11 protein-coding genes and 1 pseudogene are annotated in these 13487 nt (G+C 62.8%); 5 read left to right on the top strand and 7 right to left on the bottom strand.

The window, feature by feature from the left end; all coding sequences use genetic code 11:
* Positions 1 to 18 precede the first annotated feature (18 nt).
* The 5 genes from JYJ84_RS07090 to JYJ84_RS07070 form a co-directional block, all read right to left on the bottom strand.
* Entirely contained in the window at positions 19 to 537 is a 519-nt protein-coding gene (locus JYJ84_RS07090; protein ID WP_122944918.1) for an Hcp family type VI secretion system effector, read from the bottom strand.
* A gap of 417 nt (positions 538 to 954) precedes the next feature.
* Complete coding sequence (locus tag JYJ84_RS07085; RefSeq protein ID WP_122950455.1) at positions 955 to 1806, bottom strand: 3-hydroxybutyryl-CoA dehydrogenase; 852 nt, start codon at positions 1804 to 1806, stop codon at positions 955 to 957.
* Positions 1807 to 1844: 38 nt separating this feature from the next.
* Positions 1845 to 3038 carry a beta-ketothiolase BktB gene (gene bktB, locus JYJ84_RS07080; protein WP_122950454.1) on the bottom strand — a complete coding sequence of 398 codons (1194 nt, stop codon included), beginning with the start codon at positions 3036 to 3038 and terminating at the stop codon, positions 1845 to 1847.
* Between the two features lie 48 nt (positions 3039 to 3086).
* The gene (locus JYJ84_RS07075) at positions 3087 to 4715 is read right to left on the bottom strand and encodes an electron transfer flavoprotein-ubiquinone oxidoreductase (RefSeq protein ID WP_374102091.1); all 1629 of its coding nucleotides are present in this window, start codon (positions 4713 to 4715) and stop codon (positions 3087 to 3089) included.
* Between the two features lie 81 nt (positions 4716 to 4796).
* Positions 4797 to 6587, bottom strand: coding sequence for an acyl-CoA dehydrogenase (locus JYJ84_RS07070; protein WP_122950452.1), 1791 nt, complete (start codon positions 6585 to 6587; stop codon positions 4797 to 4799).
* Positions 6588 to 7254: 667 nt separating this feature from the next.
* On the opposite strand from JYJ84_RS07070, the gene JYJ84_RS07065 reads away from it, so the two are divergent.
* From JYJ84_RS07065 to nuoN, 3 genes are all read left to right on the top strand, one after another.
* The gene (locus JYJ84_RS07065; protein ID WP_122950451.1) at positions 7255 to 7569 is read left to right on the top strand and encodes a multidrug efflux SMR transporter; all 315 of its coding nucleotides are present in this window, start codon (positions 7255 to 7257) and stop codon (positions 7567 to 7569) included.
* Positions 7570 to 7680: 111 nt separating this feature from the next.
* The gene (locus JYJ84_RS07060; RefSeq protein ID WP_175221916.1) at positions 7681 to 7842 is read left to right on the top strand and encodes a hypothetical protein; all 162 of its coding nucleotides are present in this window, start codon (positions 7681 to 7683) and stop codon (positions 7840 to 7842) included.
* Between the two features lie 115 nt (positions 7843 to 7957).
* Entirely contained in the window at positions 7958 to 9430 is a 1473-nt protein-coding gene (nuoN, locus tag JYJ84_RS07055; RefSeq protein WP_175221917.1) for an NADH-quinone oxidoreductase subunit NuoN, read from the top strand.
* Positions 9431 to 9576: 146 nt separating this feature from the next.
* On the opposite strand, the pseudogene JYJ84_RS07050 reads toward nuoN, so the two are convergent.
* Positions 9577 to 9696: pseudogene (locus JYJ84_RS07050) on the bottom strand (IS5/IS1182 family transposase); the annotation flags it as partial.
* A 331-nt stretch (positions 9697 to 10027) separates the two neighbouring features.
* Entirely contained in the window at positions 10028 to 10930 is a 903-nt protein-coding gene (locus JYJ84_RS07045; protein WP_122950682.1) for a LysR family transcriptional regulator, read from the bottom strand.
* A 234-nt stretch (positions 10931 to 11164) separates the two neighbouring features.
* On the opposite strand from JYJ84_RS07045, the gene JYJ84_RS07040 reads away from it, so the two are divergent.
* Together JYJ84_RS07040 and JYJ84_RS07035 are read left to right on the top strand one after the other, a co-directional pair.
* A complete protein-coding gene (locus JYJ84_RS07040; protein ID WP_175221918.1) occupies positions 11165 to 12193 on the top strand; it encodes a D-alanine--D-alanine ligase in 1029 nt (342 codons plus the stop codon).
* Entirely contained in the window at positions 12190 to 13260 is a 1071-nt protein-coding gene (locus JYJ84_RS07035) for a D-cysteine desulfhydrase family protein (protein ID WP_236027643.1), read from the top strand. The genes JYJ84_RS07040 and JYJ84_RS07035 overlap by 4 nt, the downstream gene beginning before the upstream one ends.
* Positions 13261 to 13487: the final 227 nt, after the last annotated feature.

The raw sequence follows: 13487 nt of genomic DNA, 5'->3' as shown, positions 1-13487 counted from the left end.
CGCTCGGATCGCCCGAACTCAGGCTTCCTGCGGCCTGCGCCAGTCGTCCGAAGCCTCGGTACCGGCGATCGCATGAGTCCAGGTGATCTTGCGGTACGCCATGGAGACCTTCACCAATTGGGTGTACTCGGCCTTGCTGGGGTCCTGCGCGTGCGGCAGCGCGGTGTTGATGTTGACGATCGTGGCGTCTTCCAGCTTGGTCGTGAAGAAATGCTCCTGCTTGCCTTCGGTGGAGGTGCGGTACCACTTCACTTCCACTTCAGGGAGCATCTCGCCCGCCGCCAGCGCCTGGTATAGCAGCGGCGTGGCCTTGTTCAGCGGTGCGGTGAAAGTGAACGGCTTGTGTACGCGCTGGCCGGACGGCTGGCCGCTCTGAGGATCGGTCGGCGTCGCGATCAGGTGTTCGATTTCCTGGACCAGGATCTGGTCTTCGTGGCCTTCCTGGTACACGTTGCCCACCGAGTCGGCGGTGAAGGCACCTTGCGTGATGTTGCCCTGGGTCTTGCCCTGGATGCTGATATAGGCGGGAGTCGGCATTGGCTGCTTCCTTGAAGTTATTGTCGAAAAGGCCGGTTGGGCCTTGGCGCCGGAATGGCATGGGCCCTTTATGCAATAGCCGTGCCAACCCACACGCGTTGTCGCGCTTTACCTTCAGGATCAATGCATTAGGGGTATTTGAGGGGCATCCGCCAGATATCTGGCAAAGCGAATCTCAAAAGAAATCGTCTTTTTTGAGGGGAAATCGGGCCATTTTTGACCCGATCAAAATCAACCCATTGAAAAGAAAGAGAATTTATCGGGCCATTTTTGGCTCGACCGAGCCAAAAATGGCCCGACTGCCCGACCGAGCAAAAATTGATACAGCGCACGAGGATGAAAAAAGTCCTGAAGGCCAACCGGCATTCAGGGCTTTTTGCGTAGTTTCGCGGGTTCGCAGACTATCTGCAGCAGTCATCAAGCGTAGTCGTACACCCCACGCCCCGTCTTCCGCCCCAACCGCCCCGCCGTCACCATCTCGCGCAGCAGCGGGCACGCGCGATACTTCGGATCCCCGAAGTCCTTCACGAACACGTCCATCACCGCGAGGCACACGTCGAGACCGACGAGATCCGCCAGCGCGAGCGGCCCGATCGGATGGTTCGCACCCAGCTTCATCCCCGCATCGATCTCTTCCGCCGACGCGATCCCTTCAGCCAGCACGAAGAACGCCTCGTTGATCATCGGCACGAGGATCCGGTTCACGACGAAGCCCGGCGAATTGCGCACGCCGATCGGCGACTTGTCGAAACGCTCGGTCAGCTCGCGCACCGCCGACGCGGTCGCGTCGCTCGTCTGCAGCCCGCGGATAATCTCGACGAGCGGCATCAGCGGCACCGGGTTGAAGAAGTGCATGCCGACGAAGCGCGCCGGATCGGCGAGCGGCGCCGCAAGCGCGGTGATCGAGATCGACGACGTGTTGGTCGCGATGATCGCTTCGGGCCGCGCAACGGCCTCGATCTGCTTCAGGATGCGGCCCTTCAGCTCGACGTTCTCGGTCGCGGCTTCGATCACGATGTCGGCCGCTGCAAGCTTCGCGTAGTCGGTCGACGTCGTGATGCGCGCCAGCGCCGCATCGCGCGTGGCTGCGTCGAGCTTGTCCTTCGACACGAGCCGCTCGAGGCTGCCCTTCAGCGTCGCGATGCCCTTCTCGAGCGCGGCGTCGCTGACGTCGATCATCACGACATTGAGTCCCGCAACGGCGGCGGTTTGCGCAATGCCGTTACCCATGGTTCCGGCGCCCACGACGCCGACAATTTCGATGGCCATGAAATTTCCTGTGTGTTCGGGTGCTGAGCGTTCGATTATCAGATGTTCTCGAAGATCGCCGCAATCCCCTGGCCGCCGCCGATACACATCGTCACGAGCGCGTAACGCCCGCCGATGCGCTTCAGTTCGTACAGCGCCTTGACCGTAATCAGCGCGCCGGTCGCGCCGATCGGGTGACCGAGCGAGATGCCCGAGCCGTTCGGGTTGACCTTCGCGGGATCGAGACCGAGCTCCTGCGTGACCGCGCACGCCTGTGCCGCGAACGCCTCGTTCGCCTCGATCACGTCGAGATCGGTGATCTTCAGGCCCGCGCGTTCGAGCGCCTTCTGCGTGGCCGGCACGGGGCCGATGCCCATGTACGCCGGATCGACACCCGCGTGTGCATACGCGACGAGGCGTGCGAGCGGCTTCACGCCCTGCGCGCGCGCGGCGTCCGCGCTCATCATCAGCACGGCCGCGGCCGCATCGTTGATGCCCGATGCATTGCCGGCCGTCACGGTGCCGTTCTCCTTCTTGAACACCGGGCGCAGCTTCGTGAAATCGTCCTCGCTCGCGTCGTGACGCACGTGCTCATCGGTGTCGAACGCGACCTCGCCCTTCTTCGTACGGATCGAGATCGGCAGGATCTGATCCTTGAAGCGCCCTTCCGCGATCGCGCGCGCCGCGCGACGATGCGATTCGAGCGCCAGCGCATCCTGCGCGTCGCGCGAGATGCCGTACTTCGCCGCGACGTTCTCGGCCGTCACACCCATATGGATCGTCTGGAACGGGTCATGCAGCGCGCCGAGCATCATGTCGACGAGCTTGCCGTCGCCCATGCGCTGGCCGAAGCGCGCGGCCGGCACGGTGTACGGTGCGCGGCTCATGTTTTCCGAGCCGCCGCCGATCGCAACGTCGGCGTCGCCGAGCATGATCGTCTGCGCGGCCGACACGATCGCCTGCAGGCCCGAACCGCACAGGCGGTTCACGGTCAGCGCGGGCGTGTGCTGCGCGACGCCACCGTCGATCGCCGCGACGCGTGCGATATACATGTCCTTCGGCTCGGTGTTCACGACGTGGCCGAACACGACATGCCCGACTGCATCGCCCGACACGTTCGCGCGCGACAGCACTTCGCGCACGACCTTCGCACCGAGATCGGTCGGCGAGAAATCCTTCAGGCTGCCGCCGAAATCACCGATCGCGGTACGGACACCGCTCACCACCACGACTTCTTTCGCTGCATTGCTCATCGTCTCACTCCGGTTCGTTCGCGCCCGCAGGCGCGGGGATACGTTGCGTTACATGTTCGGGTAATTCGGCCCGCCACTGCCTTCCGGCGTGACCCACACGATGTTCTGCGTCGGGTCCTTGATGTCGCAGGTCTTGCAGTGCACGCAGTTCTGCGCGTTGATCACCAGGCGATCGCTGCCGTCGTCGTTCTTCACGAACTCGTACACGGCTGCCGGGCAGAAGCGCCCCTCCGGCCCAGCGTACGTGCGCAGGTTCACGTTTACCGGCACGTTCGCATCCTTCAGCGTCAGGTGCGCCGGCTGGTTCTCCTCGTGGTTCGTGTTCGAGATGAACACCGACGACAACCGGTCGAACGTCAGCTTGCCGTCCGGCTTCGGGTACTCGATCGGCTGGCATTGCGACGCCGGCTTCAGCATCTCGTGGTCCGCGTGCTTGTGGTGCAGCGTCCACGGCACGTTGCCGCCCATCACCTTCTGCTCGAGCCCGACCATCAGCGTGCCGAGGTACAGCCCCTTCGCCATCCACTGCTTGAAGTTGCGCGCGCGGTGCAGCTCCGTATACAGCCACGACTGCTTGAAGGCGTCCGGGTATGCGTTGAGCTCGTCGCTCTGGCGGCCGGCCTGCACCGCGTCGAACGCGGCGTCGGCCGCCAGCATGCCGGTCTTGATCGCCGCGTGGCTGCCCTTGATCCGCGACGCGTTCAGGAAGCCCGCGTCGTCGCCGATCAGCGCGCCGCCCGGGAACACCGTCTTCGGCAGCGACAGCAGCCCGCCGGCCGTGATCGCGCGCGCGCCGTACGACACGCGCTTGCCGCCTTCCAGGAACGCGCGGATCGACGGGTGCGTCTTGTAGCGCTGGAATTCCTCGAACGGCGACAGGTACGGGTTCGTGTAGCCGAGGCCGACCACGAAGCCGACCACGACCTGGTTGTTGTCCATGTGGTACAGGAACGAGCCGCCGTAGGTGTCCGACTTCAGCGGCCAGCCGGCCGTGTGGATCACGAGGCCCGGCTTGTGCTTGGCCGGGTCGATCTCCCACAGCTCCTTGATGCCGATCCCATAGGCCTGCGGATCCGCGTTCGCGTCGAGCTTGAACTTCGAGATCAGCTGGCGGCCGAGATGGCCGCGGCAGCCTTCGGCGAACAGCGTGTATTTCGCATGCAGCTCCATGCCGAGCTGGAAGTTCTCGGTCGGCTCGCCGTCCTTGCCCACGCCCATGTTGCCGGTCGCGACGCCCTTCACCGAGCCGTCGTCGTTGTACAGGATCTCGGCAGCGGGGAAGCCCGGGAAGATCTCGACGCCCAGCGCTTCCGCCTGTGCTCCAAGCCAGCGCGTGACGTTGCCCAGCGAAATCACGTAGTTGCCGTGGTTCTGGAAGTTGGCGGGCAGCGCCCAGTTCGGCGTGGTGACTGCGCTCTTCTCGGACAGGAACAGGAAGCGGTCTTCCGTCACCTCGACGTCGAGCGGTGCGCCGCGTTCCTTCCAGTCGGGGAACAGTTCGTTGATCGCGCGCGGATCCATCACCGCGCCCGACAGGATGTGCGCGCCGATCTCGGAACCCTTCTCGAGCACGCACACGCCGATCTCGGTGCCTTTCTCGGCGGCCAGCTGCTTGAGCCGGATCGCCGCCGACAGCCCGGCGGGGCCGCCGCCGACGATCACGACGTCGTATTCCATCGATTCGCGCGGGCCGTATTGCGCGAGCAAGTCCTGTGTGGTCAAAATCCTGTCTCCTCCTGCGTCCCGACCGTCAGCCGGTCAGAACTGATCTTCCGTCAACGCGAGCACGCCCTCGTTGCCCTTCGTGCCAACGATCGACGCTTCGAGTGCGCCCGCCTGCACCAGCACGTGCTCCGCATAGCATTGCGCGATCGCGATCTTCGCATCGAAGAACGCCGGATCGCTCGCGCGGTTCGCCTGCGCGGCCACCAGTGCGCGGCCCATCTGCCACCCGCACAGCACCACACCCGCCAGCTTCAGGTACGGCACGCTGCCCGCGAACACCGCGTTCGGGTCCTGCTTCACGTTCGCCACCACGTAATCGACCACCGACGACAGCGCCTTCGCGCCCTGCTCCAGCTTCGCCTTCACCGATGCGGCCGCAGCACCGTCCAGCTTGCCCAGCGCCGCCACCGTCTCGCCGATCTCCGCGATCAGCGCCTTCGCCACCGCGCCGCCGTCACGCATCGTCTTGCGGCCCACCAGGTCGTTCGCCTGGATCGCCGTCGTGCCTTCGTAGATCGCCAGGATACGTGCATCGCGGTAATACTGCGCCGCGCCCGTCTCCTCGATGAAGCCCATCCCGCCGTGCACCTGCACGCCCAGGCTCGCCACGTCGTTCACCATCTCCGTGCTCCAGCCCTTCACCACCGGCACCAGATACTCGTAGATTGCCTGATGACGGTCACGCGTCGCCTCGTCCGAATGGCGGTGGGCAATGTCGCTGTGCGCAGCGGCCACGTAAGCCAGCGCCCGCGCGCCTTCGGTCAGCGCACGCATCGTGCCGAGCATGCGGCGCACGTCCGGGTGATGAATGATCGTCACCGACTGCTTGGCCGAACCGTCCACCGGGCGGCTCTGCACGCGTTCCTTCGCGAATTCCGCCGCCTTCTGGTACGCACGGTCGGCCACGCCGATCCCCTGCATCCCGACGCCGAAGCGCGCCGCGTTCATCATGATGAACATGTATTCGAGGCCGCGGTTTTCCTCGCCGATCAGGTAGCCGATCGCGCCGCCGTGGTCGCCATATTGCAGCACCGCCGTCGGGCTCGCCTTGATCCCGAGCTTGTGCTCGATCGACACGCAGTGCACGTCGTTGCGCGCACCCAGCGAGCCGTCCTCGTTGACCAGGAACTTCGGCACGATGAACAGCGAGATGCCCTTCACGCCTTCCGGCGCGTTCGGCGTGCGGGCCAGCACCAGGTGGACGATGTTGTCCGCCATGTCGTGCTCGCCCCACGTGATGAAGATCTTCGTGCCGAACACCTTGTACGTGCCGTCGCCCTGCGGCTCGGCGCGCGAGCGCACCAGCGCGAGATCGGAGCCCGCCTGCGGCTCGGTCAGGTTCATCGTGCCGGTCCATTCGCCCGAGATCAGCTTCGGCACGTAGCGCTGCTTCTGCTCGTCGGTGCCGGCCGTCAGCAGTGCCTCGATCGCGCCGTCGGTCAGCAGCGGACACAGCGCGAACGACAGGTTCGATGCGTTCAGCATCTCGATGCACGGCGTCGCGATCAGCTTCGGCAGCCCCTGGCCGTCGTATTCGGACGGATGCTGCAGCCCCTGCCAGCCACCTTCGACGAACTGGCGGAATGCTTCGCCGAAGCCCGGCGTCGCGGTCACGACACCATCCTTCCAGCTGCTCGGGTTGCGGTCGCCTTCGACGTTCAGCGGGGCCAGCACCTCGCCGCAGAACTTCGCGGACTCGTCGAGCACGGCCTGCGCCGTGTCGAAACCGGCATCCTCGAAGCCCGGCAACTGCGCAACGGCGTCGATGCCGGCGAGTTCCTTCAGCACGAACAGCATGTCCTTGACGGGGGCGTTATAGCTCATGGTCGATGTTCCAATCAGACGGTGTATGAGGGGGCGCTATGGGACGAGAGGCGGTGATAGCGGCTCAGGCCCTTGCGACGACGTGGGTCATCGTAATGCCGGGGCGGTGGATTCTTATTGTCATATCCGGCCCATGTGGTGACAAAATCGGCCACGGGATGCGGAGGCGGGGCGGGAAAAGGCCGGCTGGGTGCGGGTTTGGCCGGAGTCGGATTTGGCGGTTTTCGGAAATGAGCGAGCAATCGGCGTGCCACGCCGGGGCGATCGGAGTCAGGGTCGCCAAGTTCGAGCGGTGGCTTCCGGGCCGCCGGTTTCTCTTGTTCCGCGGTGTGTGCCGTGCGGCGGCAGGCGACTCCGGCCGGACGCAGGGACGCGCCCGATGCGAAAGCGGTCACACCGGGGTCGGAGAGCCCTCCGATTCTGCGTAAAAAATCGTCAAGCACGACGCTGCCCCCTCCCCGATCGTCGTCGCCGACCGGAACCCGCCCCGCGTGCCAGAGCGCTGCATTCCCGCCGGCGACCGGACCGTCAGCATCGACCGATCGTGATGCCGTGAATTTGCCATTTCTTAAAAACGACATTACAATTTGCCTTCAAATCAGAGGCCACGCCCTCACCCATCAGGGGAAATGCCCGGGACGGCCCGGCTCTTTTATAGGAGAGCCGTATGGCTTGGATTTCCCTCGTTCTTGCTGGCCTATTGGAAATAGTGTGGGCCTTCTCCATGAAGCAATCCCTCGGATTTACGAGATTGTGGCCGTCCATTGTTACGGTCACGACCATGATTGCGAGCTTCGGTCTGCTGTCGGCTTCCATGAGAGTTCTTCCTTTGGGAACGGCTTATACGATCTGGACTGGCATCGGCGCGATTGGAGCGTTTCTTGTAGGTCTTTTCGTGCTCGGTGAGGCGGCTAGCCTCATGCGGATCTTGGCCGCGCTCCTGATTGTCAGCGGCTTGGTAATAATGAAACTCGCCTCCTGACGCGTCGCAGCCATTGGATCATCGTCGGCCGACAGCATTGACGTCTTAAATTCCGTCAAACCAACCTGACCCCATAGTCCAGAAACTTGGCATCAGGTTTGTGGTGGCCACATGTCCCAAGAAAATGCAGGCATCGTCCGTGCGATTGCTCTCTTGATTTCGACTTGGAATCCAGAGGGCATTCCGCATGACAGCGCGATAACAGCCGCCGCGTTATTTACGAGGCAGCGCCGCTACCGTCCCGTCGCGTTCGACATTCGAATGTCCATGTGAAACGCGCCACTCATCAGCGGAATCGCCAAGCGAGTGGTGACATTCATCACGCACAACTCGCAGTATTTGGTTAATCAATACCCGATCCGTATTTCTGTATTCCGAGGCACAACTCATGCCAAGCGCGCCCCTGTATCATTTGCTCCCAGATTTCCTGCTTGTCATTGCAATTGTCCTGTCATCGCGAGTAGGAGATTTCACGTCTGAAATAAAGTCGACGCGCGCGATTTACTGGATCGCAGTAGTAGCAACCACGATTTCAGGATTATGGTTCGCCTATGCGTCGACGGAGCCGCAAAGGTACTACTATTTCTCGCAAATGATCGTCGTCGATTCATTTGCCAGCGTGATGAAGTCGGTGGTGTCGCTGGGCTTCGCAGTCACACTCGTTTACTCGCGAAGGTACCTGGAAAGCAGGAATTTATTCCGGGATCACACCATTTTGCTCGCCATGTTCTCGTTGCTCGGCCAACTGATCATGATCTCGGGTAACAACTTCCTGACGCTGTACCTCGGTCTCGAACTGATGTCGCTGCCGCTGTACGCGATCGTCGCGCTGCGCCGTGATGCCGCGCAGTCGAGCGAAGCCGCGATGAAATACTACGTACTGGGCGCCCTCGCATCGGGCTTCGTGCTGTACGGCATCTCGATGCTCTATGGTGCGACGGGCTCGCTCGAACTCGGTAAGGTGTACAAGGCTGTCGAAGGCAACGTCGACTCGGCCATCCTGATGCTGGGCGTCGTCTTCATCGTCGCCGGTGTCGCGTTCAAGCTCGGCGCCGTGCCGTTCCACATGTGGGTGCCGGATGTCTACCAGGGCGCGCCGACCGCGTTCACGCTGTTCGTCGGCGGCGGTCCGAAGGTGGCCGCATTCGCATGGGGCCTGCGCTTCCTGGTGATGGGCCTGCTGCCGCTCGCGCAGAACTGGCAGATGGCACTGGTGATCCTCGCCGTGCTGTCGCTGATCGTCGGTAACCTTACCGGTATCGTCCAGCGCAACATCAAGCGGATGCTCGCGTACTCGGCGATCTCGAACATGGGCTTCGTGCTGCTCGGCCTGCTCGCGGGCATCGTGAACGGCGACGCGGCAGCACCGGCGAACGCCTACAGCTCGGCGATGTTCTACACGATCGTCTACCTGATCACGACGCTCGGCTCGTTCGGCGTGGTGATGCTGCTCGCGCGCCGCGATTTCGAAGCCGAAACGATCGACGACTTCAAGGGCCTCAACAAGCGCAGCCCGGTGTTCGCGTTCGTGATGATGGTCATGATGTTCTCGCTGGCAGGCATCCCGCCGACCGTCGGCTTCTACGCGAAGCTCGCCGTGCTCGAGGCGACCGTCAACGCGGGCCTCATGTGGCTGGCCGTGCTGGCCGTGATCACGTCGCTGTTCGGCGCGTTCTACTACCTGCGCATCGTGAAGCTGATGTACTTCGATGCACCGCAGGATACAACGCCGATCTCGGGCGATTTCAGCAAGCGCGTGATCCTCGTGCTGAACGGCCTCGCAGTGGTCGTGCTTGGCATCTTCCCAAGTCAGTTGCTGACGGCCTGCCTGCGCGCAATGAGTCATTCGTTGATGCTCTAGCAGGTCGTTGAATGACTGTCCGGCCTGCCGTATTTTCCATCTGCTGTTCGCGATGACCACCGCGAAGCGTTCGATTCCGGCTCATTCGCCCGATTTCAATGCGAATGGATCGACGTCGTGAGCTTCCCGGTGCCCATTCCGGTACCTCAGACGCTCTGCGGGCGCAACGCGGCCAGCGATCTCAACCGTGTCAGGTTGTCGGCTGCCATCGTCAGGGTCAGCAGTGGGTCCACTTTCTCGAGACCACGAACCATGACCTGTCGCAGCGGATGCGCCTGCGGAACAAATGCTTCTAGCCTCACCGTGCTGAACAACGATTCGTTGTAACTGTCCGCGCCTCGCATCGGCCTGCCCTTCCCTGATCTCGGGAACCTGCATCGTTCAGGACGGATCGGGGTATTTCAACGGTCTGCCAATGCGCATCGTGAATGCGTAGATGCGCGTTGCGCGGGTCACCGGATTACAACAAGATTGGCCCGGCGCGCACCACCGCACATGATCGGACATACGGCCTGCGTGCTGCCCATGCTCACGCAAGCAGGACATCCAGGGCCCGCGGCCCACAAATGCGCTCAAGTGATGCCACCGCCGATTCAGCTAGCCGAGAACGCTCGATACGGTTTCAACCACTTCTTTGAGAAATACCTTGATCATCGGGTGGTTACGCTCGCCGCGGCGATAGGCGACATAAATCTTGCGCCGCACCTCCGGTTTCAACTTGACCCACGCCACGCCGGCCGGTGCCCGCAGCACCCGGAGCCCGGGGGCAACCGACACCGAGCAGCCCGAGGCCACCATGGCTTCGACCATTTCGGATCCACGACATTTCGCGTTGATACGCGGCTCGAAGCCGGCGCGACGACATAAGTCGATGACGAAACCGCCGAAGGTATTCCACGTGGATTCCATCGCCCAGGTTTCGTGCCGAAGATCGGCAACACCCAGCGATGGCATTTTGCTCAACGGATGATCGGTCGCGACCGCCACGTAGAGGACGTCCTCCGCCAGCGGCACAACCTCGATGTTCTCCTGGTCATTGCCCGCTTTGATCGAAAGATCGTCAATCAACGCGATGTCCGTTCGCCACGCCCGGAGTGCCGCGACGGCGTCAATGGGCTCCAGTTCTTCAAGTTCGATTTCCAGGCGAGGATACGCGGGCCGCAGCTTCTTGAGCACGTCAGGCAGTACAAGCGAAGCGATCGACGGAAACGCAGCAACGCGTAGTTCCCCCACCATCTCGCGCCGCAGCTCTGCCAATTCCGAGCGCGCCTCGTCCAGTACGACCATCACCCGTTCGGCGTGACCTGCCAAGGCATGCCCCGCCGGCGTGAGCCTGACGCCACGGCCCACGCGCTCCGTCAGTTTGACACCCGCCTCCTCCTCCAGCTGCGAGATCTGCTGTGAAACAGCCGATGGCGTCAGGTGCAACGCTTCAGCGGCGGCGGCCATCGTGCCGTACCTTGCCAGCTCCAGAAGTGCCTTCAGTCGCCCGACTTCCAACGCGTACCTCCACAAAGTGGATCGTTAAAAATAGCTAATGCATAACTACAAAAACGATAAGTATACGTGGATGAAATTGCTACCTAAAGTAGCCAGCCACAGCAGAGAACACAGGCATACCGTCGCTGCACTTCGTGTCCGCAACACATTGACTGGCAGAACCGTCGACCTCGATCGCTCAAGCCTGTCTGCTCTGGCTGTCGTCCCACCATTTTTCATCGCGTGAAGAAAACGATGCGTGATTCCACACTCAAGATTGCGGTACTTTTCGGCGGCGCCAGCGCAGAGCGCGACGTCTCCATTTCCAGCGCCACTCAAGTGATCAACGCACTGCGTTGCGCCGGTCACAGCGTGGTGGCAATAGACACCGCTCGCGGCCCGCTCTCGCCAGAAGAAGATGCGCTTCTCTTGACTTCGCGGATACAGGACGCACCGCCGCCGTCCATCGCACCTGCCCAATCGCCGTCGGCTGTCTTCGACCTGCTCCGCTTTCCCGAACTGACCGAAGCCGATGTCGCATTCCTCGCGTTGCACGGCGGCGCCGGCGAGGACGGCACCATTCAGGCGATGCTCGACCTGGCAGGCGTGCCTTATACGGGCAGCGGACACATGGGTAGCGCAATTGCCATGAACAAGAACATGGCAAAGCGCCTGTTCTCCTCCGGCGGCATCCGCACGCCGCGCTGGTTGATGTTGCCGTGTGACTTCGATGACATACCCCGGCGCGTCGGCTATCCGCTCATCGTCAAGCCGAATCGGCAGGGCTCGACAGTGGGCCTGTCGCTGGTGCACGCGCCCGACGAACTGGAAAACGCCGTGCACCTCGCTCGGCAGTTCGACACACAGGTGATGGTGGAACAGTACATCGCCGGCCGAGAGCTGACTGTCGGCGTGCTGGGCACGCAGGCACTGAGCGTGGGTGAAATCGTCATCGAGCCGGGGACGATTTTCGATTACCGGTCGAAATACCAGGCGGGACATGTGCGTGAGCAATTCCCGGCCACCTTGCCGGCGGCCACGCTCGAAGCGGCGCAACGGATCGCGCTGCGCGCTCACGCGCTACTGGAACTCGACGGCTACAGCCGCACGGACCTCAGGCTGGATGCGCAGGGCATGCTCTGGTGTCTCGAAGTGAACACGCTGCCGGGCATGACCGCCACGAGCCTGCTCCCGCAGTCCGCGGCCGCCTCCGGTATCGCGTTTTCGCAGCTCTGCGAGCAGATCTGTCTCGCGGGCATCAATCGCTATCGGGCACTCGCATGACTTTCAACGCGCCAACCTCTTTCGCGCGCCATGCGCGAGCGAACCTCCAGGCATTGTTCGGCTTCGATTCGATCCGGGTACCGCGTTACCCTCTGCTCGACGGCGCAACGCCGATTCACCCGCTGCCGCGCCTGAGCGCCTATCTTGGCGGTGCGACCATTCATGTGAAGCGGGAAGATATAGCCGGCGTGGGCGGCGGCGGCAACAAATTGCGGAAGCTGGAACTCCTGATCGGAGAGGCATTGCAGTCAGGTGCCGAAACGGTCATCACGGTTGGCGCGAGGCAATCGAATCACGCACGGCTGACCGCGGCTGCGGCAGCCCGCGCGGGGATGCGATGCGAGGTTGTGCTCACACGCTCCGTGCCGCGCGACGACGCAGACTACGTTGAAAGCGGCAACATCCTGCTCGACAGCCTGTTCAACGCACGCGTGCACGATTTGCCTGCTTCGGCCGATGCGATGGCGTACGCCATCACCCGTGCAGACGAGCTGCGTGCGTCAGGGCAGCGTGTCTATATCTGTCCGTTCGGTGGATCGAGTCCGGTTGGCTGCCTCGCCTATGCTGCGTGCGCAGCCGAAATCGTCCAGCAGTCCCGGGCGCAAGGCAACCACTTCGATCGCATCATCGTGCCCAACGGAAGTGGGGGCACACATGCCGGTCTGGTTGCCGGCTTGGCCGCGCTCGGGACCGGGACGATCGAAGTCGACGCCTACACCGTCTATGCCCCCGCAGCAGAGGCTCATCGCGCCACGCTCGACAAGGCGCAGCAGACGGCCCGCATCATCAATCGCGATACGGAAATCTCGCCCGATGCCGTTCGCGTCGACGCCTCGCAACTCGGCCCCGGCTACGGCATCCCCACGGACGCCATGCGTCGAGCTGTCCGGCTACTGGCCTCCCAAGAAGGGCTCTTGCTCGATCCTGTCTATAGCGGAAAGGCGTTTGCGGGGCTCATCGAAGGGGTTACGTCAGGTCGTTACGCATCCGACAAAAACATTCTCTTCGTCATGACCGGGGGACTGCCTGGCTTATTCGCCTACCGGCACGAGTTTCAGGCGGCTTGAGATGGCCGAGCGAGCGCCATAGGCCGTCCAGATGCGGCATTTCACGGCGAACCTAGGCCACCTACCTCCCGTGCAGGCTCGTTCGAAAACACCGAACGTCTTCGTCACGTCGATGGTACGTCTGGGCACCTCGGCCACAACACAATGACACGAACATTCGAGTGCGGTCACGCAGACCTGTCCACGCCATATCGACGCGGGCTCCCGGCCCACTCGAATTTTTCGTT

Origin of the sequence: Burkholderia sp. LMG 13014, assembly GCF_905232215.1 — a bacterium.
Classification (GTDB): Bacteria; Pseudomonadota; Gammaproteobacteria; order Burkholderiales; family Burkholderiaceae; genus Burkholderia.
Note: the sequence above shows the minus strand (reverse complement) of the source record. Positions and strands in the feature narration are given on the sequence as shown.

Coding starts and splice junctions, on each gene's coding strand:
- JYJ84_RS07090 (WP_122944918.1), bottom strand. CDS start 537: ATGCCGACTCCCGCCTATATCAGCATCCAGGGCAAGACCCAGGGCAAC.
- JYJ84_RS07060 (WP_175221916.1), top strand. CDS start 7,681: ATGTCCCAAGAAAATGCAGGCATCGTCCGTGCGATTGCTCTCTTGATT.
- JYJ84_RS07040 (WP_175221918.1), top strand. CDS start 11,165: ATGCGTGATTCCACACTCAAGATTGCGGTACTTTTCGGCGGCGCCAGC.
- JYJ84_RS07075 (WP_374102091.1), bottom strand. CDS start 4,715: ATGGAATACGACGTCGTGATCGTCGGCGGCGGCCCCGCCGGGCTGTCG.
- bktB (WP_122950454.1), bottom strand. CDS start 3,038: ATGAGCAATGCAGCGAAAGAAGTCGTGGTGGTGAGCGGTGTCCGTACC.
- nuoN (WP_175221917.1), top strand. CDS start 7,958: ATGCCAAGCGCGCCCCTGTATCATTTGCTCCCAGATTTCCTGCTTGTC.
- JYJ84_RS07085 (WP_122950455.1), bottom strand. CDS start 1,806: ATGGCCATCGAAATTGTCGGCGTCGTGGGCGCCGGAACCATGGGTAAC.
- JYJ84_RS07070 (WP_122950452.1), bottom strand. CDS start 6,587: ATGAGCTATAACGCCCCCGTCAAGGACATGCTGTTCGTGCTGAAGGAA.
- JYJ84_RS07065 (WP_122950451.1), top strand. CDS start 7,255: ATGGCTTGGATTTCCCTCGTTCTTGCTGGCCTATTGGAAATAGTGTGG.
- JYJ84_RS07035 (WP_236027643.1), top strand. CDS start 12,190: ATGACTTTCAACGCGCCAACCTCTTTCGCGCGCCATGCGCGAGCGAAC.